Below are 25278 nucleotides of genomic sequence, written 5' to 3' on the forward strand. Positions count from 1 at the left end.
CGCCTTCCTTGGCCGGGTCGCTGAACATCTTGGCCCATTCGCGGTCGAAGTCGATCAGTTGCTGGGCCACGACCTGGCGCTCGGACGAATAGGTGTGAAGCAGCTCGGGCGCACATTGCTTGCGCAGCACGGCGGCCAGCTTCCAGCCCAGGTTGAAGCTGTCCTGCATGGAGAAATTCATGCCCTGCCCGGCCTTGGGGCTGTGGGTGTGGCAGGCATCGCCAGCGATGAAGACGCGCGGCAGGGGCGAGTCCGGCGTGGCCACGGCATCGGCCACATCGTCGTACTTGGCACAGATGCGCTGGCCGATCTCGTACACCGACCACCAGGGCACACTCTTGACGTCGAGCGTGTAGGGATGAAGCACGCGCTGGGCGGTTGCTATCAGTTGATCCACCGTGATGTTGCGGCTGGCCACGCGCTCGTCGGCATCGAGCTTGTCCATCTCCACATAAAAGCGCACCAGGTGACCGCCTTCGCGCGGAATGATGAGCACATTGCCCTGTTCGGACTGGATGGCCACCTTGTAGCGCACATCGGGAAAGTCCGTCACGGCCAGCACATCCATCACGCCCCAGGCCTGATTGGCCGAATCGCCGACCAGCTGGCGGCCGATGGCCCGGCGTACATTGCTGCGCGCGCCGTCGCAGCCCACCACATAGCGGGCCTGCACGGTTTCGATCTGGCCGGCATGGGCGGCATCGCAGCGCTCCAGCGTCACGGTGACCGGGTAGTCCGCTGCGCCCTGGTCGATCTTCACATCCAGCACGCGGCGGGCGTAGTGCGGCTCCAGACGGCTGGGCGAGTTGCGCATGCGCTCCAGATAATGGTCGTGCACGCGCGCCTGGTTCAGGATCACGTGCGGAAACTCGGACAGGCCGTCTTCCGTATCCTGCACGCGGCCATGGCGCGCGATCCGTCCGGGCTGGCCGGGATCTGGCTTCCAGAAGGTGACGTCGTTGATCCAGCAGGCCTCCTGGAGGATGGAATCGGCGAACTCGAAGGCTTCGAACATCTCCATGGTGCGGCAGGCAATGCCGTCCGCCTGACCCAGCTCCATGGGGCCCTCCTTCTGCTCCACGATGCAGGTATGGAGATCCGGGAAGGCCGCCAGCTGGGCGGCCAGCGTCAGGCCGGCAGGGCCGCAGCCCACGATCAGGACGTCGACCTGCGACGGCACGGCCTCGGTATGGGCAAGGGCCAGCGGCGAAGCCGGAGCGATCAAGGGGTTGCCAGGACGAAAACCGTTCAGATGAAACTGCATGGAGGCCTCAAGTTCTTCAAGTACGCAGACACACGGCCTGCTCAATCAATCCGCACACATATCGTATGTATGCATACCAAATGCATGCATCGTATTATTCGAACCTTGAAATGCCAACCCCACCTAGGGAAAACCATGACTCACCCCGTTCTGTCCAGCGCTGCCTCAGACAGCGCCAGCAGCCCCTCCCGCTTTCCGCGCCTGGAGGTGGAAACCTTTCCGGGCCATGGCATACGCCGCCTGCAACAGGTGGCCGTCGCCGTGTTCACCCAGGCCACCGAAGCCTGGGGCGTGACGCCGCTGCAATTTGCCGTGCTGCAAAAGCTGGTGCACCTGCCGGGCATCGACCAGCGCACGCTGAGCACGGAAGTGGGATTTGACAAATCCACCATCGGCGGCGTGATCGACCGCCTGGAAGCGCGCGGTCTGTTGTTGCGCCAGCACACGGCCAAGGACCGCCGCGTGCGTCTGCTGTCCCTGACGCCCGAGGGCCTGGCCCTTCTGGCCGATGCAGGCCCGTCCGTGCTGCAAGCCCAGCAGCAGATGCTGGACCCGTTGAACGACACCGAACGCGAGCAGTTCACACAGCTGATGCGCAAGGTCATCGAGCATCACGAGCAGCTCGATCCCGAGGCGCAGACACCCGCAGGCTGAGCCCAACTGAAGAAAAAAGCCCCGGGCCGTCAGGCCTGGGGCTTGGCTTTTCAGGGCCGGGCTTGCGACCGGGTCTGCAAGCCCAGAACCGAGTCCTAGAACGGCATTTTTCCGGCACGCATCTCGGCCGCGATCTGCGCCAGCACGTCCGGCAGATCGGCCACGCTGCGCACCACGTAATGGGCTCCGGCCTTTCTGAGCTTGGCTTCGGCCACGGCGACACGGGCCTCGACCTCTTGCTCGGGCGCCCTGGCGAACTCCTCCACGCTATAGCCGACCTCGTTGCCCGACAGGCTCAGGCCCACGGTCCACATGCCTGCGCGCAGACCTTCCTCGATGCCGGGCACGGTGTCGTCCACCTTCACGCAGGCACGCACATCGCCAATGCCCAGCGCCAGCACATTGGCCAGTGCCATGAAGGGCCCGGGGCGGCCACCGGCCTCCAGCTCGTCGCCTGCCACCACATAGTCGGGCTTGAGGCCTGCGCCCTCGGCCTGCGGCAGCAACTGGTTGAGCACCTCGCGCGGGTAGCCCGAGCAGGAGCCGACCTTCAGCCCTTGGGCGCGCAGCCATTGCAGCGTCTGCACCGCGCCTGCAATGGGGGCCGAGAACTCGCCCACCTTGGCAATCTGCAAAGGCATGAAGCGCGCGTAGATGGCGTCCACATCCTCGTTGGTCGGAGCCCGGCCCAAAGCGGTCTGCCACTGCGCGGCAATGCTTTCATCCTGCAGCAACTGGTGGATATGGTCCCATTTGGACAGGCCCATGGGGCCGCGTGCCTGCGCCAGGGTGATGGTGATGCCGAAGCTGGCAAAAGCCTCGACAAAAATCTGCGTGGGCGCGAGCGAACCAAAGTCCACCAGCGTACCGGCCCAGTCGAAGATGACGGCTTGCAGCGGCGACAGATCGGCACAGGGCTGGGACAGCTCCAGAGTTTCAGCTTGAGCGATGGCGTTCATGATTTTTTTCAGTGGTGACTTAAAGAGGATGGAAAGCGGAAACCTGTTCAGGTTCCGGGACTCAGTTCAGAGAGCGAATGAAGTTGCGCCCGCGCGGGCCGCTGGCGGCTTTCTGCACCATGGCGCTCCAGGCCTCGGGCGGCACGCCATAGTGGGCCGGATCGGTGGCAACGCCCAGCCCTTGCAGAACGCTGCGCAGACGCTCGACGGCCGCGGCAGGCGTGCCGGCATCGAAGATGGAGAGCAAGGCGGCATCGGCCACCGCGTCTGCGCCCAGCGCCATCTCCAGCACCTGGGGCAGGCTGAACGAGCAGGCCAGGCCATGCGGCACACCATGCTGCAGCGTGATGTCGTAGGACAGCGAATGCGCGAGTGCGGTCTTGGTGTTGGAAAAAGCCAGGCCGGCCATCAGCGCCGCCTCGGCCATCTCGCTGCGCAGTTGCGCGTTATCCAGATCCTGCATCAGCGCGGGGAGCGTGGCCAGGGTGCGGCGCGCCGACTGCACGGCCAGCGCCATGGAGACCGGGTTGCGGTTCACGTTCCAGATGGATTCCAGCGCATGCGACAGCGCATCCAGCCCCGAGGCCAGCGTGGCACCGGCCGGCAGGCTGATCATCAGCTCGGCATCGATCACCGCGGCCTCGGGCCAGGTGCAGGACTGGTGCAACGAATACTTCTGGCCGGCGGCCTGATCCCAGATCGTGGCCCAGGGCGTGACTTCGCTGCCCGTGCCGGCCGTGGTGGGGATGGCGATCAAGGCCTTGTGCCCTCCCGTCCCCAACTGGCCGCCCTGCTTGAGCAACGCCAGCAGGTCGGCAAACCGGCCTGAAGGCGTATGGCAGATCAAGGCCTTGGCCGAGTCGATGGCGCTGCCCCCCCCCAGGGCCGCGATCACGGGTACCTCGGCATGGTCACGCTGCACCTGCTCGTACAGCGGCGCCAGCCACTGCACATCGGGATTGGGAGCAATGCTGTCGATCACGCCGCGCAGTTGCGCTCCCAGCAGCTGGCGCATGCGCTGCACCAGGCCCAGGCTTTCAGCCTCGGGGAAAGTGACCAGCAGGCAGCTGCGCCTGGCCAGCAAGGCCGGTAGCTGATCGAGACTGTTGCGACCCACGCTGATGTGCACGGGGTTGTGATAGGTCCACACGAGAAAGCCTTTTGACGTTTTTTGAGCGAAATCAGCCCTTGGCGCTTATGTAACAAGCGCTGATAGCTCATATTTTTGATTTATACAAGGACTGCGGCGCACACCGGCACCGCAGCGGAATCAGTGGCGAGCGCCCTGCTGTATGCGGCTGCGCAGCCAGTTCGATGCCATGTCGGCAGCAATCACCATCACCGTGATGACGATGATGCAGGTCGCGGTTTCCTGATAGCGGAACAGCTTGAGGCTGCTGACCAGCTCGAAGCCCAGACCGCCCGCCCCCACCATGCCGAGCACGGTGGCCGAACGCAGATTGACTTCGAAGCGATAGAGCACCACGGCGATCCAGGCGGTGATGACCTGGGGCACCACGCCAAAGGCGATGATCTGCAGCTGGCTGGCACCGGCGCTGCGCAAGGCCTGCAGCGGGCCGTCGTCGATCTCCTCGATCGCTTCGGCAAAAAACTTGGCCAGCATGCCCATGCCGTGCAGGGCCAGGGCCAGCACGCCGGGGAATGGGCCCAGGCCCACGGCCGAGACAAATACCAGCGCCAGAATCAGCTCGTTGATGCTGCGGATCACATTGAGAAACTGGCGCGTGATGCGGCGCAGCCAATGCCAGCCGTGCAGATTGCCGGCCGCCACAAAGGACAGCGGCAGCGCCAGGATCACGCTGAGCAAAGTGCCCCAGATGGCGATCTGTATCGTCTCCAGCGCCGGCGCCCACAGGCGCGGCAGCATGCTCCAGTCGGGCGGCACCGAGCGCGAGAGAAAGTCGCCGATCTGCGGCATGCCGTCCGCCAGCTCGCTCCAGCTCATCTGCGCGCCTGCAGCGCTCCAGTGCAGCACCCAGCCGACGACCAGGGCCAGCGCGGCATAACCGAGCCAGCTGCCCCTGCCTTGCGGGCGTGCGGCCGTCCATTGCCAGCGGTCTGGCTGCTTCAGGATCTCGCTGGTCATGGCAGACCTCCTGCGGCTGCGGCTGGCGACATCGCCCCGGGCAGCCAGTGGCCGGCTGGGGTGCTGCTGACATGCAGCACACCGCCCTGCCCTGGGGCATGTCCGGCGGGCTGCGGCTCGCCGCTGTAGATGGCGTTGAGCGCGGCCTCGTCCAGCATCGCCGGCACGCCGTCGAACACCATGCGCCCTTGCGACAGGCCGACGATGCGATCACCAAACTCCCGGGCGTAATCGACCTGGTGCAGATTGCAGACCACGGCAATGCCCAGCTCGCGCGTGGCATCGCGCAGATACTGCAGCACGCTGCGCGCGGTCTTGGGGTCCAGGCTGGCCACGGGCTCATCGGCCAGAATCACCTGCGGCTGCTGCGCCAGTGCACGGGCAATGCCCACGCGCTGCATCTGCCCGCCCGAGAGTGCCTCGGTGCGCTCATCGGCCTTGTGGGCCAGACCCACGCGCTGCAGGCATGCGTCGGCCAGTGCGATATCGCTTTGCTTGAACAGCTGCAGCACCGAAGCCAACGTGCCGACCTGGCCCAGCCGCCCCGTGAGCACATTCTTGCGTACCGACAAGCGCTGCACCAGGTTGTGGTGCTGGAAGACCATGGCCACATGGCGGGCCAGCTCACGGCGCGAGTGCCTGCGCATCAGGTCGATGCCGCCCACCTGCAGCTGGCCGCTGTCGGGCTGGTTCAGCCCGTTCATGCAGCGCAGCAAGGTGGACTTTCCCGCACCCGACAGGCCCAGCATGACCACGAACTCGCCGGCCTTCACATCCATGTCTATGCCGTGCAGCACATGGTTGCTGCCATAGCTTTTGCGCAGATTGCGGATGCTGATCATTTCATCTTCCCGAGGTCCAGATTCAGCGCCTTGGCGGTCTGGCGCACCACGTCATAGGCCTGATCGTTGGTGGGCGCAAACCCGTTGAGCTCGCCACGGTCGCCCCAGGGCAGGCCCTTGATCTCGGCCAGTGCCGCAGCCACCTTCTTCTTGGTGGCTTCGTCCAGATTCTTGCGCCAGGCCATGGGCGACTCGGGAATGTCCTTGGAGCGCCAGATGACCTGGAAGTCCTCGGCCTTCACATGGCCCTTGGCGACAGCCGTCTGGAAGATGGGGTCGGCCACGGCCGCCGCATCCACCTTGCCGTTGGCCACGGCCATGATGCTGGCGTCGTGCGAGCCCGAGAAGATCACGCGGGAGAAATACCTGTCGGTATCGATGCCCTCGCCCTTGAGGCCGGCCTTGGGAAACAGATGGCCCGATGCCGAGCTGGGATCGACAAAGGCAAAGGTCTTGCCCTGCAGCTGGGGCACGGTGCCCAGGCCCTTGTCCTTTTTGCTGATGATGATGCTGTTGTACGAGCTCTTGCCGGAATTCCTGGCCACGGGAATGGCGAAGGCCTCGGCATTGGCCAGCTGGCTGGCCAGCACATAGGAGAAGGGGCCGAAATAGGCCACGTCGATCTTGCCCGAGCGCATGGCCTCGATCACGCCGTTGTAGTCATTGGCCACAAAGGGCTTGATCTTCAGGCCGGTCTTGGCGGCCAGCTGGTCCATCACCTGCTGGCTGGCGCGCATCATGGCCTGGGCATCCTCGGAAGGAATCAGGCCCACGCGCAACTCGGTGGGCTGCTGCGCCATGACGCCGGTGGTGGCGGCAAGCGTCAGGCTGGCGGCTGCGGCTTTCAGCCAGGTTTTGCGGGTCATCGTCATGGAGTTCATCCTTTGCAAGTGCGTCTGTAGAGTGCGGCTGCAGCGCCGCCGTCGCACCGTCATGGCAGTGCGTTGAAGCAAATGTTAGGGACGACATATGACTGTCATGTGAAGGTTTCAGAATCAGTTTTGACAGCTTCCATAGATCAAACCTTGAGATGAAAAATGCATGAGCACCGCACGCTACCGCGCTTTTATCGCCGTGGCCCAGCAAGGCAGCCTGAGCGCAGCCGCCCGCGCCCTGGGCGTGAGCCAGCCCACCGTCTCCAGCCAGATCGCCACGCTGGAGCGGCAAAGCCAGATCGAACTCTTCCATCGCCAGGGCTATCGCATGACGCTCACCGGCGCCGGCCACAAGCTCATGACGCTGGCGCAGAAACTGCTCGCGCTGGAGGCCGAAACCGAGTTCTTTCTGCGTGACTCGGGCCAGCTCAACCAGGGCGAACTCAAGATCGGCGCCGTGGGCCCCTTCCACGTGATCGCGATGGTGGCGGCCTACAGCGCCCGCCATCCCGGCATGAAGCTGTCGATCCGCATGGGCAACTCGCAGCAGGTGCTGCACGATCTGGAGAACTACACCACCGACGTGGCGGTGCTGGCCGGTCTGTATGACAGGCCCGGGCTGCTGGCACGCGAATATGCGCGCCACGCCATCATCCTGTTTGCCCATGTCGACCATCCGCTGGCCGGGCGCGAGCAGGTCGAGCTGGGCGAGCTGCACGGCCTGCCGCTCTTGCTGCGCGAGCAAGGCTCGACCACGCGTACCGCCATCGAAAAAGCGCTGCAGGCAGCCGGCGTCAAGCCCCGCACCCAGCTGGAGATCGGCAGCCGCGAAGCCATACGCGAGGCCGTGGCGCGCGGCCTGGGCATCGGCGCCGTGTCCGAGGCCGAATTCATTGCCGACCCGCGCTTTCGGCCCGTGCGCATTGCCGGCGACCCGGCCAGCACCACCACCTACGTCTATTGCATGAAAGAGCGCAGCGACAGCCTGCTGGTGAAATCCTTCTGGGACGGGATTTGAATCGCCCGAGCGCACTCCGGCAGCGCCATCCCGGATACCCCATGAAAATCCACCAAGCAAATAATTCAACACCCAACCATCCGCAGAATGCATAACACTTATTAGCCTGCCCCTCTGCCTCGTGCCGGCACCTTTACCTACCATCGTCTGCGGTGGCAGCACACGATAACGAGGAGACCGGCAATGCATTCCCATCCAATGTCGCGGCGAACGTTTGCCGGCATTTCCCTGGCGGCACTGGCATGCGGTGCCAGTGCCCAATCCGGCTACCCCGGCAAACCCCTGCGCTGGGTCGTTGCAACAGCCGCAGGAGGAGGATCGGACGTCATGGCACGCATGATCGCGGCCCAGATGTCCAAACAGCTAGGCCAGCAAATCGTCATCGAAAACCGTCCCGGGGGCGCATCCCTGATCGCTTCCGAATATGTCGCCCGCTCCACCCCGGATGGCTACACCCTCTACAGCGCAGACAACGGAACACTGGTCAACAACACGGCTCTCTTCAAAAAGCTGCCCTACCGTCCCGACACCGACTTTGCGCCACTGGGCCTGACGGCGCGCTTCCCGCTGATTCTGGCCACACATCCCCAATCGGGCCTGCGCACCATGGACCAACTGGTGCAGCAAGCAAAGGCTCACCCGGCCAGCCTGAGTGTGGGGACATCCGGCATCGGCTCCCCTCACCACCTGGCGCTTGAAATGTTCAAGCACACCGCCAGGCTCGATCTTGTCCATGTCCCCTACAAAGGCGGCGCACTGTCGATGCAGGACGCCGTGAGCGGCCAGATCCCGCTCGTGGTGATTGATCGCGCCACGGCCAACCCCATGCTCAGAACAGGCAAGCTGATGCCGCTGGCTTCGTTCTCGGGGCAGCGCAGCGCCGACCTTCCCCAGACTCCGACACTGCTGGAGCTGGGCCTGGCGGCCAAGGAGGTGTTTGCCTGGCAGGGCGTGGTCGTTGCCAGCGGGACGCCGGGCGTGATCACAGACCTGCTGTCCAGGCAATTGCAGACGGCACTCGAAGATCCGTCGGTGCGTCAGAAGATGCAGGAGCTGGGCGTCGTTGCCACCCCCTCCGATGCAGCCGGAATGCGCAAGTACTGGAATGACGAAGCGGGCTACTGGGTGCGCTTCATCAAGGAACAAGGCATCAGCCTCGATTGAAGTGCACAGATCCATGACACTGGAGCATTGCATCAATATCGAAGACCTGCGTGTGGCGGCACGCCGCCGCCTGCCGCGCATGGTGTTCGACTTTGTCGAGGGCGGAGCCGAGGACGAGACCGGCCTTGCACGCAACCGCAACACCTTTGACGATTGGCAGTTCGTGCCGCGCAGGATGGTGAATGTTTCGCACAGAGACCTGCGCACCGGCAGGGACGGCACCATGCGTGCATTGCCTTTTGGCATAGGCCCGACAGGGCTCAACGGCTTGCTCTGGCCACAGGGCGATCTGCACCTGGCCAGAGCCGCGCAGCGCAAGGGCATCGGGTTTGCGCTGTCAACGGCGGCCAACCTCTCGATCGACGAGCTGGCCCAAAAGGTTCCCGGTGGCGACCACTGGTTCCAGCTGTACATCGTGCATCGCGGCCTGGCCGGACAGCTGGTGCAAAAAGCCCTGAACGCAGGCTATCGCACCCTCGTCATGACGGTCGATGTTCCGCTCAATGGCAAGCGCGAGCGCGATGTGCGCAGTGGCTTCGGCCTGCCCTTCCGCTACACGCCGCGGGTCATCCAGGACATTGCCAGACACCCCCGCTGGGCATGGTCGATGCTGCGCCATGGCGCACCCCGGATGGCCAACTTTGCGGGCCTGGATGCACACAACGTGGAGCTGCAAGCCGCGCTGCTGGCGCGGCAGATGGACTCGAGCTTTGACTGGCCGGCCCTGCAATGGATCCGAGACCTGTGGCCGCACCGCCTGCTGGTCAAAGGCATATTGCATGCCGACGATGCCGCAGCCTGCGCGCGCCTGGGCGTCGATGGCCTCATCCTCTCCAACCACGGCGGCCGGCAGATCGACCATTCCATCAGCGCACTCGATGCACTGCCGCACATCAGAGCCGCGCTTCCAGCACTCCCCGTCTGGGTCGATGGCGGCGTCCGCCGAGGTTCAGATGTGGTCAAGGCCATGGCACTGGGTGCCAGTGGCGTGCTGCTGGCACGGGCGACGCTGTACGGCCTGGCCTGTGCGGGACAAGCCGGAGCAGAGCAGGCCATCGAGATTCTTCGGGGCGAAATCGACAATACGCTCGCCAATCTTGGCTGCCCATCCATAGACCAATTGCAGCCAGAGCACTTGCACCGAAGCAGAGCCCGAGAATTTTGAAGCCTGGGCACTTCGTCAGACGCAAGACCACCATCTCGCGGGAAGCCGGGGGGCCCTGCAACCGCCTTCACCGGCGAGCCTCCGGCCCTCTTCGCCATGCACACAGCCAGACGGATGCAAGTCCCGGCTCGCCACTCCCGCAACATTTTCACGCGCCCACGATTGCCGTGCCCGCCGCAGAGCGGGGCCCGGATGGCTGGAAACGGCCGCGCTGCTTCGGAGCCGTATCCGGGCCCGAATTCATGGCCGGGCCTTGCTCAAGGCCCTTGCACGTCGCCGGCAGCCCGGCCCGCACCACCGCCGATATCAGCCGCATGAACGAGCCCGGCGCAAACCTGCTGCTTGCGCTCCCGGCCACTGTCCGTCGGGGGCCATACCGCCTCGGAACTGTCCGTGCTGCAGACCGATCCAGACCCTTGATTGCTGCACCAGCCAAGAAGCCCGCGTAACTCGTCCAACCGGGAGAGCGGGTTCGGCACATCAGGTCGCGCCCCGACATTCCCGTCGATGGTCGGGCCAGGGCCGAGAAAACGCGCTTCGGCATTTCAGGCACCCGCAGGTTGAGGCCGGACTCAGGGACATGGACATCGAATCAGACACGATGCCCACTCGCAAGTGCGGATGAGCGAGCTGCGAAACCCCTCGCTGCCGTGGGTGCGTCAGGCCCGGCGGCGAGCCCGTATCGACAGATACCCCCTCACTTCCCGTAACGGTCAGGAGCGGACGAGCAGGACATGCCGTCAGTCGCGAACCGGCAGAAATGCAGTCTGGGCCTCTGCCTCCCAAGGGCTGCAGACCGTCAGGGATACACCACGGTGAGGACCGCGCTTGCCGACAACGATCCGGGCGAAACCGCACTCGCATCCACGCCAGGTGCCCGTACATACTGCACATAGAAGTCATGCACGTAGCTGGAGTTGGCCGGTGTCCCGCTATTCGTCACACCAGGGGGATTGCCCGGCAGGCTGCTGCCCACGGGTGCTGGACCAAAGCTGACGGGCGTGTTGCTGGCAGCGCTGAACAGCCTGAGATTCACCTTGTTTGCAAGCGCCCCCTGGCTGCTGAGGTAATTCTTGCTCGCCCCGACCGCTCTCGCGTCGGTAAAGTAAATCGCGTAGGCGGTATCGGCCTCACAGTTGAGCGCCCGGATCTGGAACCTCGTTTCGTTCGAAGTCGATGCGCGCGGATCACCATTAGCAGGTACCGAGCTCACGGAAGCAGGGTCGAGCGTAATGGCCTGGTTCAGCGAGTCAAAGGGAAACTGGCAGGTCGGCAGCGAGGGGTTGGGCAGCTCAATGGGCGCGGCCAGAGCCTCTGCAACAGCGGAAATGGGTGGGATACACGCCTGTCTCCTGACCGGGGCAATATTATCGGTGATGATGGGCATGACGTTCATTGCCTGCACCGAAGTATCTAGAGAAAGGTCACCGTGCCCCCCCACAAAGCGCGTTATGTCAGTCACAACAAGCTCAACTTTCCATTTCAGCTTGAACTTCTTGTTGGGTTCATCAGTAGTGAATGCTGATCTCGTCCAGTCAACTAAGGCGCCAGTGATTGCCGTTCCCTCCGGACGAAGCGAGCTGGTATTTACCGCTGCATTCTCAAGGTTCTCGTATCCTGCCCATTTCCAGCGCACGCCCAGACCTGGGAATGAGTTCAGCCGGATGGTCCCGTACGCGCCACCGGCATTCGGCGACTGGATCACGACAGACATGACGTAATTGCGTCGCGTATTGCTGGCTGTGATCGTGTGGCTCAACGTGATCTCTGCAACCGTGGCACCGTTCGTAATGTCGGCCGTATTGCTCTTGACGTTCCAGTTGGTCTCACGCTGCATGGTGGTGTTCATGCATTGCTGTGTGCCTCCGGCAGCGGCATCTGGAACTTTCAGAACACCAGCAAGGACGACACAGGCTGCCAAAACCCTGGCGAGCCAGGCCCGGCGCGAGGTGGCTGAAGAGGAATGAAAAAAAGTCTTCATGGATCGAATTCCTTGAGAGGTGCGATGCGTCAGGCGTTCAGCAGCAGGATCAGGACCCCTGCCGGGACAACTGCGGTTCGGGATCGGTGACCTGGGCCATGCCGGAGCCTTTTTTGGGGGGCAAGGACGGCAAGGGCCTGACCTCGGTGCATGCCAGCGCAATGCGCTGGTAGTTTTCGCCCTGGGCCTTGTCCGGCAGGTCGTAAGAGATACGGCACTCCTGCTCATCCCAGGTGATGCGCAGTTGGCCCTGGGCCTGATCCTGCGACAGCATGGTCAGCACGCGCCCCCGAGGATCGGTAATCCCCAGCCGCGCGCCATCGGGGCCTTCCACGACCGCGCCAAACGGCATGGGCGAGCCGTCAGGCTGTCTGAGCTCGAACTGAACGCGGCGCCCCTGCTCGCTTTTGAAGGTGGCCAGTGCGGCCGCGCCACGGCGCGGCACGACCTGCTCCATGCCGCCCTCGATCTCGACGTCGGCACCCAAGTCCTTGCCATCGATCGCAATCCAGTTGGCGCGATACGGGATGGCGTTTGGCACGATGGCATAGCCATTGCGCCCCGTTTCCACGCCGCTGTAGCTGGACACGCGAACTCCCGGTATCGGCGGATCGACCTGAGCGAGCGCAAAGGTTTCGCCCACGAACTGGCCAAAGTTGACACCGCCCTCATGCGCGACGATGGAGCCATTGGCCTGCAGCGATACGGTGTTCCTGCGGTCGCCATAGGAATAGCCGGCGCTGAGCTGCGCCACCGATGTGGCAGCCCCCACATAGGCGGAGACGGAGCTGGTGCGGTTGGCTTCGCGCTGTGCGATGACTGAGTAGCTGCTATTGCGCTCGCCCGGCAGGCTGCCGGTGATGCCTGTTTGCGCGGTGGTGCCCGATTTACTATGCCCGACACTGGAATACGTGCTGGGAGCATTGCTTCCGCCCCTGCCCAGCGGGAGCGTGACGGACAGGAAGATCCCGTTGTCGCTGTAACGACCGCCCGACAGCTGCGAGCTGGCGACATTGCGCGAATGCGTCAGGCTGAGGCTGAAGGAAGCAGGCCCCCAGGTGCTACCGTAGCCCGCCGAGACGCTGCTGGACCTGGAGCCATCCCAGTTGCGGCCGGCGGACGCGCTCAGGTAGAGACTGCCGTAACGGTTGCCGACACCCAGGTTCTGGCTCAGGTACATGCTCAACTGAGAGCGGGGCGTCGTCGCGCGAAAGCTCTGACGGGCCTCATCACCGCTCCAGGCCTTGGCCTGGACATGGTTGCTCAGATTGCGAAAACCCTCGTTCAGGCTTTCCTGTGCCGAGAAGGCAATATGGGTCGCAGTGCTCTCGATGAATTTGCGGTAGATGAAGCGCATTCGGCTGCCGGAACGCATGTCTGCCTGGATACGGCTGCGGGAATGCGCCAAATCGAGCGAGAATGCGCCGGCCGTGGTGTTCAGACCCGCACCTGCCGAGAAGATCTGGTAGCCCGGGGACGCCTGCGCCCCCCCCGCCACCGTGATGTTGCTGGTCAGGCCATACAGGAAAGAGGCGCTGCCGAGTGCTGGCGAAGCGCCGCCGTTGTAGTTGTCGCGATACTGGCCGACCGTGGCGTCGTACTTCAGGCGGCCTTCACGCACCATCAGCGGCGGACTCGAGAACGCCTGAACGGACACACGCCGTCTTCCGTCGGCCTCGATGACCGTGATTTCCAGGTTCCCGCTCGCGCCTGAAGGTGCCAGGTCGGAGATCTCGAACGGACCCGGTGCCACGTTGGTGCTGTAGATCATGAACCCGTTCTGGCGCACTTCGATGGTCGCGTTGGACTCGGCGTTTCCGCGGATGACGGGCGCATAGCCTTGCATGCTGTCCGGCAGCATGGCGTCGTCGGACGCCACCTGAATGCCGCGAAAGCGCACGCTGTCGAACAGTTGCGACGTGGAGTAGGTCTCGCCCATCCAGAGCTGGCTGCGCCAATCGGTCAGGTCGTGCTGCACATAGGTGTTCTGGCTGCGGAACTGCGTCGATTGCCCAGAGCCGCTGGTGAGGTAGGCGTTGCTGCGGAAATGCCAGCCTCCCAGATTGACACCCAGATTCAGGCCGAGGTTGGCGGAGCTCTGGTCGCCGGAGTTTCCGGAGCCTGTGGCATGGCGTGCGCTGAAGCTGTAATTGGTGAACGCCACGGGAACGCCTTCGCTCCACAGCGAGGGCTCCACATAGCCGCGGCGTGCCCGGCTTATGTAGAGCTGGGGAATGTTCAGGTTCAGGCGCAGGCGGGCCGCATCGAATTGCGCGGTGGCCTGCGCGATCAGTTCGGGCAGGCGCAGGCAGGACGGATCCTGGCTGGAAGACTGCTCCCACTCGATCTTGCTCAGATCCACGCCGAACTGGGCGAGCATGTCCTTGGTAAAGCAGGGCTCCACTTCGCCGGTCCTCGCATTCATCGAGAAGAGCACATCGATACGGCTGGACTGCAGCGTGTTGACATAGACGTCCACACGATAGTTGCCGGCAATGACTTCGCTGCTGGACAGCAGGGTCTTGACGTCCACACTGGAGCCCAGCCCCTGCAGGAATGCCGTGCTGAACCCCTTCATCACGCCCTGGCTCAGGGCAGCATGGTCCAGCGCGGCCACTTGAACGCCTGTGCCAGCCGCACTGGCAGAGGCCGCGCGGCCTTCTGGCCGGCCTGCTTCGGTCGCAAACGCGGGCGCCGCGGCCACGTGGGCGACCGTCGGCGCCGACACCGCAGCCGGGGCAGGTATGACCTGTGCGTCGGCCCAGAAGGGCAGAAACACGCCCAGCGAGCCAAACAGGATCTGGCACAAAGGATTCAGCGGGAAAGAATTGTGACTGCCGCGGGACGGCGCCAAATAAACCTTGGACTGGAGCTTGTTCATGGTCGAGCGCTTTGGGGATAGAGGAATTCGCACACGAGCCTCCCCTCGCCCGGGATCGCCGAGGGCGATCCAGACTCACAAATCCTCGGTGGCGGGGTAGGCGAAAGGCAGGGCGCGAAGCACCTACTTCTGACTGCGCTCGGGGGCTTTTTCCGCCAGAACCGAGCCCGAATCGCCGATACGTGCGCGATACTGTTCGGAGCCACCAAAATCGTTGATGGTCGTGAAGCTCACCGCTGAAGCGGAAGCACTCTTGAGTGCAAAGGTTTTGCTCTCCCCGGGTGCAATCATGACGGCCTCGCTGATGCGCTGCGACTCGGAGCCGGACACCAGCTCGACGCCTGCGGTGGAGACATGGAATGCCGAGGGGTTGTGCACCCGCAGCAGGTTTTTGCCATCTACCGCATCGACGGACCAGCGCAAGGTGGAGGGCGCTTGTTTCGCGGTTCCCGAAAGACCGGCGGGTCGGAAAAACAGCTTGATACGCTGGCGAATCGCAATCTGCAGGGTGTTTTCCGTTTCAGCCTTCTGCGGAATTTCCTGAACATTCAGCCACAGCACCGACTCGCGATCCGAGGGCATGGTATTGGCCCCGCCTGCGTACAGCACTCTGAGCAGTTGCTGCCCATTGGCCTGCATCCGGGCCAGTGGCGGGGTGACCGCAAACGGCAGTTCGCCGCTGTCGCCGGGAGTATTGCTCTCCAGCCAGGACTGGATCAGGACCGGCTCACCGCCGTTACGCACGATCAGGCTGGCCTCTTTGTCCTTGGCGTCAAAAATGACGCGGGTGGTGTTCAACGAAATCTCGGCATGCAACCCGGTAGCACCGGTGATCATCAGGGCCAGCAACAAGCACCGAGCTATAGCATGAATACGGGATACGGTCAATGGAGGCCTCCGTGCACGCCCCTTCCGCGGACCGTACGGCCCGCGGAAGGGGACGGGCTTGGTTTTTAGTTGTAGGACAGCACGTAGGCGACCGAACCATTCGCATCACCTGTCACCACATCGGCGACGTTCTTGGCAGCCTGCAGGGTGTAGTAGGCATTCAGACCGACGCTCGCCTGACCACCGGACAGCGGGGCTTCCAGGGTGACCGGGCCGCCCGCGAAGTCCAGAGCGGTCGAACCTTGCATCAGCATGATCTGCACGTTCTGAGCGCCGCCACTCACACCGATACCCTTGCCCACGGTAACGGTCGGAGTCAGCTTCAGCTCAACCGAAGTGCCGGTGGCACATTCCAACTGAAGGTTCAGAGCGACGGGCAGGGTCGTGGCAACGCCGGAAGCGGCAGTAGCGGGGGCTGCTTCGGTACCCAGTGCATTCACAGACACCGAGCCCATGGGGTAGTTCAGAACGGAACCACCAGCGCTGCTAGCGCCATTGCCGTGCACAACACAGCTGTCGGCGTTGATCGAACCATTGAAGTTGATCATGCCAGTGGCACCGACGGTTGGCGCTGCGTGAGACGCGATAGAGAAGCCCAGAGCCGACAGAGCGACGATGCTGAGAATAGCTTTTTTCATTGACAGAACTCTATAAAGTAGGGGTTAGTGATGGATGGAGCCAGCCACATATCTCGGTTGGCAGCTCTATCGCAGCTATGTGCCAAAGGGTTAGCACATGAAACGAAGTCTAGGAAGTTGTATCCATCATCGGCTTCGGACGATTCCTAAACACACCCTCAAAACGCCAGCGACTGTCAAAGAAAGTCAATCCGGGAAAGCATGGGAGCGAATGGGCAGGAATGGATGTGCGACTGCAGGCAGGCGCTATCCGGCGTCGCTCAGGGGCCGAGCCGGCGAATCCGCGTGCACGCTGCATGGGCAAGCCCGACTCAGACAGCCGTGCCCGCAGCAGCGTGCAGGCAGGCAGGCAGGCAGGCAGGCAGGCAGGCAGGCAGGCAGGCAGGCAGGCAGGCAGGCAGGCAGTGCATGATCCTGCCGTCGCCCAGACAGCAGCGCTGCCCTTTTCAGGCAGGAACGGATTGCACAGGAAGTCCGCCGGCCTGGCATGCCCCCCACGTAGACAGGCCTCGCCCCGTCGGCTGAAACGCCTGCGTCACCTGCCGCCCGCCGGCTGACGGCCTGCGCCAGCCGAACGGGCTGATCCAGATTTAGTTACGCATCAGTTTCAGATTCATCTGAACCGCAGGAAGGCGCTTGCTCCATAGCATTTGCCTATGCATCGACTGCCTCTGAAGCCTATGACAAAGAATGCCGCGACGGCCATGCGCCTGCCTGCGGCTTTGTTGTATGCGCTTGCGGCTTCGGTGTTGCTGTGCGTTTCCACCATGGTTCTGCTGTATTGCTTCTGGTCGCTCAATGAAACGGTGTCGGGATACCGGCGCCACATGAACGCAGCGGCCTACAGAGCACAACTTTTCTTCGATCAGCGCGAGCAGTTGCTGCGCGCAACGGCAGCGTCCGCCATCCGCAAGCCCCATCCACGCCATGCCCCGGGAGCAGCAGGACTGTCCGGCCTGTCCAGGCAGCTCGAGGTGCACCCCCTGCCGGAGGGTGACAACCGCTACGAGTGGGCCCTGGTCATGACTCCACGGGATGTTCATGACTGCAGCCGCGTCCAGACCACGCTTGTCTATACGTCCTTGCGCAGCGGCAGCACCCTGCCGGTGTTCAGCGACCACGACTCCACGACGTCGTTCATTTCGACGGAAACCCAGAAATGGATCGCGGGTGCGCTATCGCGCGAGAACCCCAGGATCGGAATCTCCGGCAATATGCCGCTCGTATGGTTGAACCCTCCCACCGGCGACGGACAAAGACTGTTTCTGTACACCCCCATCGACGGCACCGACACCACCAGCGGCTGGCTGGGCATCACGTTCGAGGACATCGACTCGGCCCTGGCCTTGACCAGCATGGCCAGGGGCAGCTATGTCCTGTACGACGCGAAGGGCAATGCAACACTGCGGGACGCCCAGGCACCCGACACGGGCCGTGATGCGCTGCGCATCACGCCCACCGACAACTTCGGCATCGTCTGGCAAGGCAGCATTCCCAAGTACCTCGCACTCAGCAAATCCGTGGGCCATGCAGGCTGGCACCTGAAGTACTACGTGCCCGTCAGCCAGCTGTCCAGGGACAACGCCACCGAGCTGTACGGGGCACTGGCTCTGTGTGCAGGGCTCGCGGTCATCCTGCTGCTGGCCTCTTTCCTCATCCAACGCAAGCTGCTGGTTCCCGCGAGGTCCAACCTTCAGGCGCTGATCAGCAGCGTGGCCCTGAACCGCAAGCTGCTCAAGACCGCGCCTGTGGGCCTTGCGCTGCTGCGCCCAGGGGACAGCGACCCCCTGCTGTCCAACGAGCTGGCACATGCCTGGCTCAAAACGGAAAGGGACTGGAAGCATATCGTCGCGTCCAACGATCCCGCCGAGGTTGACGAAGACCTGGAACTGGAAGATGGCCGCGTGGTGCAGCGCACCCTCACGCCAATGACCTATTGCGGGGGGCCGGCCATGCTGTGCACCATCAACGACGTCACCAAGCTCAAGCAGGCCGAGATGTCGCTGGTCAACGCCATGCAGGCCGCAGAAGCCGCCAACCAGGCCAAGACGCTGTTCCTGACGACCATGAGCCACGAGATGCGTACACCGCTGTACGGAATTCTCGGCACGCTGGAACTGCTGTCGTTGACGAAGGCCACCGAGCAACAGAGGCAGTATCTGGACACGCTGCACCACTCGTCCCGCGTCCTGCTGTCGACCGTGAACGACACCCTCGATCTTTCGCGCATCGAGGCCGGTCACCTGACACTGGAACAGCGCCCCGTGGCCTTGCTGGAGATGCTGGACAACGTGATCGACACCTTTTGCGTGCGCGCGGAGCGCAAGAACCTCAGGCTGTATTCCACGGCCTCGGTCGATACGCCGTTGCAGGTTCTCGGAGACATCACACGGCTGCGCCAGGTGCTGGACAACCTGGTCAGCAACGCCATCAAGTTCACGCCGAGCGGCCATATCGTGCTGCGACTGCGCTCCATGCCCATCGACGAGCTCCATGTGCAACTGGAGTTCGAGGTCGCCGACACCGGCATCGGCATCGCCTCCGAGCACCTTCCGCAGCTGTTCCAGCCCTATTTCCGCACCGACTCCGACCCGGGCCAGCACATCCAGGGCACGGGCCTGGGCTTGTCCATCTGCTCGCGTGTTTCCCAGATGATGGGCGGAGAGCTGACCGCCACCAGCGAACTGGGTATCGGCACGCGCATCACGTTCAAAGTGACGCTGCCGATTGCCGCGGATTCGACGCCAGCCTATGTGCCCAGTCTGTCTCCCGACAAGATCCTTGTGCGCGGAGCCATACCGGAGGTGGTGAGAAATCTGTGCAACTGGCTGCGGCATTGGGGTGCGATGGCGGTGCCCTACCGCGACCATCCATCATCCTCGGACAGACAGACCTTGCTGATCGAAACATGGCCCTGGGCCATGCCTCTTGCACAAGGGCAGCACCGACGCATCGTCATGCATCCCCCCGGTGCCCGGCCTGGCATCGCGGCGGATCGCAATACCTTGCTGACCTGTGCCCACGGGATCATGAGTCTGGCCCGCTCGATACAGGGAATGCAGGAAGGCAGGCGCCTGGACAAGGCCACCGGAAAGGCGGAGCCGGAGCCGCTCAACATGCACCTCCTCGTCGTGGAAGACAACCCGATCAGCCAGTTGATACTGCGCGAACAGCTGCAGCACCTCGGCTGCACGGTAGCGGTTGCAGCGAACGGGCAGATGGCCCTGAGCCGTCCCGACATTCAGGATTTCGACGCCATCCTGACCGATCTGCACATGCCGGTGCTGAACGGCTACGAGATGGCCTTTGCGCTGCGGGAACACGGCTATGCACGCCCGATCCTCGGTCTGACCGCCAATGCGTTTCCCGAGGAACAGCGGCGCGGCCAGACATCCGGCATCGACGTGTTGCTGATCAAGCCGCTTGCGATTGACCAACTTCGAAAAATCCTGAACTCGATCAAAGCCGAGGGGAGCTAATCATCATGCCATTCAAATACAGAATCCTTGTCCTGGACGACCATGAGTTTTCCTGTGCGCGCATCTGCTCCGTCTTCGCAGATGCCGGATTCATTCACATGGAGGCCGTGCAAACCGGCGCACAGGCCCTGAAGCGGATGCATGCGGAGCACTTTGACATCGTGATCATGGACATCCGAATGCCGGACATGGATGGCGTGCAGTTCATCAGCCGGCTGGCAAGCGAGAACCTGACACCCATGCTGGCGATCTGCAGCTCATGCTCGCGCCGCATCATGAACAGCGTCAGCCTGATGGCCAAGGAGGTCGGACTGTTCGTGCTGGATGCCTTCTCCAAACCGTTTGCCCCCGACGATGCACAGACCATCATCAACAAGCTGCGCCGCAAGGTCGCAACGGATCTGCCCTACCCGGACGTGCGCTTCACGCCCCCCGTGGTGTTCGACAAGTGGGCCATAGAGTCCGCGCTGAACACGCACAAGATCCATGCCTGGTTTCAGCCCAAGAAGGCACTGCGCACCGGCGAGATCGTGGGCGCCGAAGCACTCGCTCGCTGGGATCATCCCGAGCATGGATTCATTCTTCCCGGCTCGTTTCTGGCCGCCATCCACCATTTCAAGCGCGAGTACCAGTTGCTGCTGAGCATGCTCGAGGATGCACTGGAGGCGCATCGGGCCTGGCGCGACCTGGGCTACACCATTCCCGTTTCTGTCAACCTGCCGGCTCCTCTGCTCGAGAACCAGAGCCTGCCCGACGAGCTGGAGCGGATTGCCCATGAATGGGATGTGCCTACCGGCAACATCAACTTTGAGTTGCTGGAAGACGAGACAACCGCAGCACCAGAGCACTACTATATGGGCGCGAGCCGCTTGAGACTGAAAGGCTTTGGCCTCGCCCAGGATGATTTCGGCAAAGGATACAGCTCCATGTACAACCTGATCTCGATGCCGTTCACGGAGCTCAAGATCGATCGCGCATTCGTGACCGGTGCCACCGATGATGCGGCCCGCGGCGCCGCGCTGACCTCTGCCGTCCAGCTGGGCAAGCAGCTTGGCCTGACCGTGACCGCCGAAGGCGTCGAGACCTTCGACGAACTCGAGTTCCTGCGCCGCATCGGTTGCGACTGCGCGCAGGGTTTTCTCATTTCGTCGGCGCTGAAGTCCAGCGACTTCGCCTTGCTGCTTCTCAACGAGCAACGCCGTCAGGCGCTTCCCTCAGAGGTCGCCTAGTCATGCCGGATATGCAGAACGCGCCGATCCATCGAATCAAGCGCACGTCGCTTCGACAGAACTGGTTGCTGTTCGGTATTCTCCCCATCGCGGTCATTCTGGTGTGCGCTTTGCTCTGGGGTGGCCAGCGCATCATCGAGCGGGAGCGCAACCGGCTTCTGCTGGACTTCCGCACGCTGACGGGGTTCCTCAAGGAGCAGGAGCTGTTCCTGCGGCAACTGCGTGCCCAGAGCGAGGATCTGGAGGTGCTCCCTGACTCGCGGATCGACAATTTCCATGAAGTGGACGTGCCGGCCGACTGGAAAACGCATCTGTTCCTCGGCCAGCAATCGGTGGTGGACATACCGTTCTCGATGGCCTGCGCCCTGCCGAACCACTGCTCGGCAGTTTCCGGCATGCTGTTCCAGCAGGGCAGCTATCTGTCCAGGTTCTACTCGATGTTCTGGGCATCGTCCTATTTCCCTGCCGCCGCCATCTTTTTCGTGAATCCGGCCGACAGCACCAGCATCAGCGTTCCGGCCATCAACACCTATGCCGGCAAGGAAACCATCAGCATGGACATGTACCGGGCCATGGTGTCTGCGATCCAGGACAGCCTTGCAACGCAACCACCGGACAAGCAGCCGCCGTCGCGCAATGCAAACGCTGTTCACTGGTTCAAGGCTCCGGCCCTGCCGGACAAGATGATCGGCTGGGTGCCGATCCGGTTTCCGTCGCACCTGTGGGGTCAGCCCTCCGCCGATTTTCCGAACATCTATGCCGCCACGGTGCTAAGCCGCGATCGTATCAACCTGTACGACAGAAGCACCACCATCGGGCTGCCCTACCAGTTCTGGCTGAAGCATCGAGGCATCGCCCTGATGGGTGACGAACAGGAGCCTGCGGTTTCCGGCCTGGGCCTGTCCTACACAGCCGACGGCCTGGTGTGGAAAGCCCTGGACCCCACCGGCGAATGGAGCGGCACTTACCGGATCCGCTACGCCAGCTTTTTCAGAGGCCATGTGGCACTGCTTGCCGGCACCGCCACCTTTGTGCTCCTGAGCTTGCTGGCGGGCCTGGGCTATACGCGTTGGTACAAGCGCCGGGTCATGCTGCCTGCCATGGAGGCACAGCGCAAGATTGACGAGCGCGATGCATTCAATCGCACTCTCATCCAGACGGCCCCCGTCGCGCTGTGCGTGATCAGCAAGTCCACGGGAGACATGCTGTTCGGCAACTCGGTTGCGTGGGACTGGCTGGGCGGCGAACCCAGCCGTCCGCTGGTGCCGACGTCCAGCGCTGCCCAGTTCCTGCGCTCGCTGCGTTCTGCCGAGAGATCCGGCAGCATGAACCATCTTCCAATCGACGGCGAGCGCACGCTGTCCGTGTCCTACACTCCGGCACGCTATATGGATGAGGACGCCGTCCTGTGCGCCTTCTCCGACATCAGCAAGCGCGTCGAGATCGAGCGCGCACTGGAACGCGCACGGCGTGCCGCAGATGAGGCCAGCGAAGCGAAATCCACCTTTCTGTCCACGATGAGCCACGAGATCCGTACGCCGCTGTATGGCGTTCTGGGCACACTGGAGCTCTTGACCGCCACGCGACTGGACACCCAGCAGCGCCAGTATGTCGGCCGGATTGAAAGCTCTTCGCAGATCCTGCTGCAGCTGATCAGCGACATTCTGGATGTCAGCAAGATCGAAGCCGGACAGCTCCCGCTGGAGCGCGTGGCGTTCAATCCACGCGAACTGGTGCAAAGCTGCGCGAGCTCCTATGCAGCCATGGCGCAGCAAAAAGGACTGCTGCTCTTTTCCACGATCGACACCAGGATTCCCGACTCGGTGTTCGGCGACCCCGTGCGTGTGCGCCAGATCCTCAGCAACCTGATCAGCAATGCGATCAAGTTCACCAACTTCGGCAGCGTCATCGTCCGCTGCCGGGTTGAGGATCAGAGCTCCGGCAGCGCGACGCTGCAGATCGAGGTGGCGGACAGCGGCGTCGGCATCGACCGGGCGCAGCAGGATCGTCTTTTCACGCCGTTCTACATCATCGAGGGCAGCCGACACGTGGTGCGTGGCGCAGGCCTCGGATTGTCCATCTGTGCGCGACTGGCCGAGCTCATGGGCAGCGCCATGCAGGTCAAGAGCGAAAGACATGTGGGCAGCGTGTTCTCCGTTGCATTGACTCTGGATGTGGATGGTCTGACCGCCACCGATTTTCCCGACCTTTCCGAGGCAAATATCTCGGTGCGCACACCGCATCCGGAACTGACCGAGAACATTTGCGCCTGGCTGAGCCGCTGGCGCGCGCGAGCCACCCCGCTGGCACAGTCCTCCTCCACCCACACCGCGCACGACCTGCTGCTGGATCTCATGTCCAATGACCCCGCCCAGCCTGCAGACTGGCATGGGCACTACCTGAGCGTCGCTCCTGTGCTGCAGCCTTGCGCCCACCCGGAAATCGACGGACAGAGCGTGCTCAGCATTGGCCAGGGCGTCGAGCGCATGCTGCGCAACAAACCGCAGGTCGTTCCGCCGGTTCCCGTCATACCCCGGTTCTCGCTGCGCATTCTGGTCGCCGAGGACAACCCCATCAACCAGACCACGATCCTGGACCAGCTCGAGCGTCTCGGATGCCAGGTGACTGCGGCCGAAGATGGCGAGGACGCCCTGGCGCTGTGGGACGTGCAGCCTCATGACTTCGTTCTGACCGACGTGAACATGCCCCTCATGAACGGCTATGAACTCGCCCGCACACTCCGCTCGGAGGGCGTGACATGCCCGATCATCGGCATTACCGCCAATGCCATGCTCGATGAGCAGCAGCGCTGCATCAGCGCCGGCATGGATACCTGGCTGGTCAAGCCGATCGCACTCGACACGCTGATACGGATGCTGCGCCTGTACGCGCCCCAATCGGAAATCGGCGCCAGCGAATCAGAAGCCTCCGGCCGGTCCGCGATTGCCCGCGTGCATGCCCCCGAAGGGCCGGTGCAGGTGCCGGACAAGTACCGTGAACTGTTTCTGCGGACCATGCACGAGGACGTCCTCAAGCTGGAACGCTCGAGACAGGACAGACGTGTGGAGGAGATCATGCAGACCCTGCACCGTATCAGCGGCGCATTGGTCGACGTCAATCATTTTTCCTTGGCGCAACGGATGCAGAAACTGGAAAGCCACTTGCACTTCAATAGCTTGAACGACGACACTGAGACCGCATTGAATTTCGTGATTGGAGATCTGAAGAATTTCCTGGCGGAGGTCTAGGACCTCTGGATCCATTGTCAGAATCGACCACTTGAAGATCAATCACATGAAAAAAGTCCGCATCGTGCTGGCTGACGACCACCCTTTGACGCTCGCCGGCATCCAGGATCTGCTGGAACGCGATAGGAACATCGTCGTGACCGCATCCGTTTCGACCTCCACCGCGCTGGTGGAGCAGCTGAATTCGTCCTTGCCCGACATCATCATCACCGACTACACGATGCCCGGCGACAGCGTGTATGGCGACGGCATCCGGTTTGTGGATTATCTGATTCGTACCTATCCGGACACCAAGCTGCTGGTGCTGACGATGATCTCGAATCCGATGATCATCTCTTCGCTCTACGACACAGGCGTCTGGGGGGTGGTGCTCAAGCACGACAAACTGACGGAGATGCTTTCGGCCATCAACTGCCTTCGGCTGGGGAACCGGTATTTCCCGACGAGCTATCAGCAGAACATCAGGAGCGAACGGTGGAGCACGTCGGTCGCCGATCGCATCAAGCTGCTCTCTCCGCGCGAGTTCGAAGTGCTTCGCCATTTCGTGCGCGGCGACAGCGTCATGCAGATCGCGGCGAATCTCAAGCGCAGCGTCAAGACGGTCAGCACGCAAAAGACTTCCGCCATGGAAAAGCTGAGGGTACAGTCCAATCAGGAACTCATTGCCTTCTGTGTCGAGAACGGCCTGTTTGAATAGTCTCTGCAGGCAACGTCAGGGCATGCCGGGCGGCGGCTGCCGGGAAGTGTTCGGGTAGCGTATCTCCTTGCATGCGCAAGCTGGTTGCGGCCCTGCCGTGAGGGTTGTGCGATGCATGAGCACCTTGCGATGCGCGTGCGAGAGCCTGTCGCCTCGGATGCAGATCCCAAGCGCCTCCTGCACCGCCTT

18 protein-coding genes are annotated in these 25278 nt (G+C 62.9%); 8 read left to right on the forward strand and 10 right to left on the reverse strand.

The window, feature by feature from the left end; translation table 11 throughout:
* Positions 1-1264 (reverse strand): FAD-dependent monooxygenase (locus E2583_RS17660; protein ID WP_291597518.1); only part of this gene is annotated, 1264 nt, incomplete at its 3' end.
* 135 nt (positions 1265-1399) lie between these two features.
* Between E2583_RS17660 and E2583_RS17665 the strand changes: the two genes are divergently transcribed.
* Entirely contained in the window at positions 1400-1918 is a 519-nt protein-coding gene (locus E2583_RS17665) for a MarR family winged helix-turn-helix transcriptional regulator (protein ID WP_291597519.1), read from the forward strand.
* 95 nt (positions 1919-2013) lie between these two features.
* On the opposite strand, the gene phnX is transcribed toward E2583_RS17665, so the two are convergent.
* From phnX to phnD, 5 genes are all read right to left on the reverse strand, one after another.
* Positions 2014-2877, reverse strand: a complete 864-nt coding sequence (gene phnX, locus E2583_RS17670) for a phosphonoacetaldehyde hydrolase (protein WP_291597520.1) — start codon at positions 2875-2877, stop codon at positions 2014-2016.
* Positions 2878-2938: 61 nt separating this feature from the next.
* Positions 2939-4027 (reverse strand): iron-containing alcohol dehydrogenase PsrA, encoded by a 1089-nt coding sequence (psrA, locus tag E2583_RS17675; protein WP_291597521.1) that lies wholly within the window; start codon positions 4025-4027, stop codon positions 2939-2941.
* Positions 4028-4147: 120 nt separating this feature from the next.
* Positions 4148-4984: a phosphonate ABC transporter, permease protein PhnE gene (gene phnE / locus E2583_RS17680; RefSeq protein ID WP_291597522.1), complete on the reverse strand. Its 837-nt coding sequence runs from the start codon at positions 4982-4984 to the stop codon at positions 4148-4150.
* Positions 4981-5826 carry a phosphonate ABC transporter ATP-binding protein gene (gene phnC / locus E2583_RS17685; RefSeq protein ID WP_291597523.1) on the reverse strand — a complete coding sequence of 282 codons (846 nt, stop codon included), beginning with the start codon at positions 5824-5826 and terminating at the stop codon, positions 4981-4983. The genes phnE and phnC overlap by 4 nt, the downstream gene beginning before the upstream one ends.
* A complete protein-coding gene (gene phnD / locus E2583_RS17690; RefSeq protein WP_291597550.1) occupies positions 5823-6692 on the reverse strand; it encodes a phosphonate ABC transporter substrate-binding protein in 870 nt (289 codons plus the stop codon). Before phnD ends, phnC begins: the two co-directional genes overlap by 4 nt.
* A 175-nt stretch (positions 6693-6867) precedes the next feature.
* On the opposite strand from phnD, the gene E2583_RS17695 reads away from it, so the two are divergent.
* The 3 genes from E2583_RS17695 to E2583_RS17705 all read left to right on the forward strand — a co-directional run bounded on the left by E2583_RS17695 (position 6868) and on the right by E2583_RS17705 (position 10048).
* A complete protein-coding gene (locus tag E2583_RS17695) occupies positions 6868-7719 on the forward strand; it encodes a LysR substrate-binding domain-containing protein (protein ID WP_291597524.1) in 852 nt (283 codons plus the stop codon).
* A 183-nt stretch (positions 7720-7902) separates the two neighbouring features.
* Complete coding sequence (locus E2583_RS17700; RefSeq protein WP_291597525.1) at positions 7903-8883, forward strand: tripartite tricarboxylate transporter substrate binding protein; 981 nt, start codon at positions 7903-7905, stop codon at positions 8881-8883.
* A 13-nt stretch (positions 8884-8896) separates the two neighbouring features.
* Complete coding sequence (locus tag E2583_RS17705) at positions 8897-10048, forward strand: alpha-hydroxy-acid oxidizing protein (RefSeq protein ID WP_291597526.1); 1152 nt, start codon at positions 8897-8899, stop codon at positions 10046-10048.
* A gap of 799 nt (positions 10049-10847) precedes the next feature.
* Here E2583_RS17705 and E2583_RS17710 read toward each other — a convergent pair.
* From E2583_RS17710 to E2583_RS17725, 4 genes are all read right to left on the reverse strand, one after another.
* Positions 10848-12029: a hypothetical protein gene (locus tag E2583_RS17710; RefSeq protein ID WP_291597527.1), complete on the reverse strand. Its 1182-nt coding sequence runs from the start codon at positions 12027-12029 to the stop codon at positions 10848-10850.
* A gap of 49 nt (positions 12030-12078) precedes the next feature.
* Entirely contained in the window at positions 12079-14910 is a 2832-nt protein-coding gene (locus E2583_RS17715; RefSeq protein ID WP_291597528.1) for a fimbria/pilus outer membrane usher protein, read from the reverse strand.
* A 123-nt stretch (positions 14911-15033) separates the two neighbouring features.
* Entirely contained in the window at positions 15034-15747 is a 714-nt protein-coding gene (locus E2583_RS17720; protein WP_291597529.1) for a molecular chaperone, read from the reverse strand.
* Positions 15748-15863: 116 nt separating this feature from the next.
* Positions 15864-16436 (reverse strand): type 1 fimbrial protein, encoded by a 573-nt coding sequence (locus tag E2583_RS17725; protein WP_291597530.1) that lies wholly within the window; start codon positions 16434-16436, stop codon positions 15864-15866.
* Between the two features lie 680 nt (positions 16437-17116).
* Here E2583_RS17725 and E2583_RS17730 point away from each other — a divergent pair.
* From E2583_RS17730 to E2583_RS17745, 4 genes are read left to right on the forward strand one after another with little or no spacing between them, the layout of a single operon-like run.
* Positions 17117-19915 (forward strand): ATP-binding protein, encoded by a 2799-nt coding sequence (locus E2583_RS17730; protein WP_291597531.1) that lies wholly within the window; start codon positions 17117-17119, stop codon positions 19913-19915.
* A gap of 5 nt (positions 19916-19920) precedes the next feature.
* The gene (locus tag E2583_RS17735) at positions 19921-21144 is read left to right on the forward strand and encodes an EAL domain-containing response regulator (RefSeq protein WP_291597532.1); all 1224 of its coding nucleotides are present in this window, start codon (positions 19921-19923) and stop codon (positions 21142-21144) included.
* A 2-nt stretch (positions 21145-21146) separates the two neighbouring features.
* The gene (locus E2583_RS17740; protein WP_291597533.1) at positions 21147-24392 is read left to right on the forward strand and encodes a hybrid sensor histidine kinase/response regulator; all 3246 of its coding nucleotides are present in this window, start codon (positions 21147-21149) and stop codon (positions 24390-24392) included.
* A 46-nt stretch (positions 24393-24438) separates the two neighbouring features.
* The gene (locus E2583_RS17745; RefSeq protein WP_291597551.1) at positions 24439-25089 is read left to right on the forward strand and encodes a response regulator transcription factor; all 651 of its coding nucleotides are present in this window, start codon (positions 24439-24441) and stop codon (positions 25087-25089) included.
* Positions 25090-25278: the final 189 nt, after the last annotated feature.

The organism is Comamonas sp., assembly GCF_009360615.1.
Taxonomy (GTDB): Bacteria; Pseudomonadota; Gammaproteobacteria; order Burkholderiales; family Burkholderiaceae_C; genus Comamonas.

Bases quoted from the DNA above. Each gene is read 5' to 3' on its own strand.
- E2583_RS17665 (WP_291597519.1), top strand. From the start codon at position 1,400: ATGACTCACCCCGTTCTGTCCAGCGCTGCCTCAGACAGCGCCAGCAGC.
- phnX (WP_291597520.1), bottom strand. From the start codon at position 2,877: ATGAACGCCATCGCTCAAGCTGAAACTCTGGAGCTGTCCCAGCCCTGT.
- phnE (WP_291597522.1), bottom strand. From the start codon at position 4,984: ATGACCAGCGAGATCCTGAAGCAGCCAGACCGCTGGCAATGGACGGCC.
- phnC (WP_291597523.1), bottom strand. From the start codon at position 5,826: ATGATCAGCATCCGCAATCTGCGCAAAAGCTATGGCAGCAACCATGTG.
- phnD (WP_291597550.1), bottom strand. From the start codon at position 6,692: ATGACCCGCAAAACCTGGCTGAAAGCCGCAGCCGCCAGCCTGACGCTT.
- E2583_RS17695 (WP_291597524.1), top strand. From the start codon at position 6,868: ATGAGCACCGCACGCTACCGCGCTTTTATCGCCGTGGCCCAGCAAGGC.
- E2583_RS17700 (WP_291597525.1), top strand. From the start codon at position 7,903: ATGCATTCCCATCCAATGTCGCGGCGAACGTTTGCCGGCATTTCCCTG.
- E2583_RS17705 (WP_291597526.1), top strand. From the start codon at position 8,897: ATGACACTGGAGCATTGCATCAATATCGAAGACCTGCGTGTGGCGGCA.
- E2583_RS17710 (WP_291597527.1), bottom strand. From the start codon at position 12,029: ATGAAGACTTTTTTTCATTCCTCTTCAGCCACCTCGCGCCGGGCCTGG.
- E2583_RS17715 (WP_291597528.1), bottom strand. From the start codon at position 14,910: ATGAACAAGCTCCAGTCCAAGGTTTATTTGGCGCCGTCCCGCGGCAGT.
- E2583_RS17720 (WP_291597529.1), bottom strand. From the start codon at position 15,747: ATGATCACCGGTGCTACCGGGTTGCATGCCGAGATTTCGTTGAACACC.
- E2583_RS17725 (WP_291597530.1), bottom strand. From the start codon at position 16,436: ATGAAAAAAGCTATTCTCAGCATCGTCGCTCTGTCGGCTCTGGGCTTC.
- E2583_RS17730 (WP_291597531.1), top strand. From the start codon at position 17,117: ATGACAAAGAATGCCGCGACGGCCATGCGCCTGCCTGCGGCTTTGTTG.
- E2583_RS17735 (WP_291597532.1), top strand. From the start codon at position 19,921: ATGCCATTCAAATACAGAATCCTTGTCCTGGACGACCATGAGTTTTCC.
- E2583_RS17740 (WP_291597533.1), top strand. From the start codon at position 21,147: ATGCCGGATATGCAGAACGCGCCGATCCATCGAATCAAGCGCACGTCG.
- E2583_RS17745 (WP_291597551.1), top strand. From the start codon at position 24,439: ATGAAAAAAGTCCGCATCGTGCTGGCTGACGACCACCCTTTGACGCTC.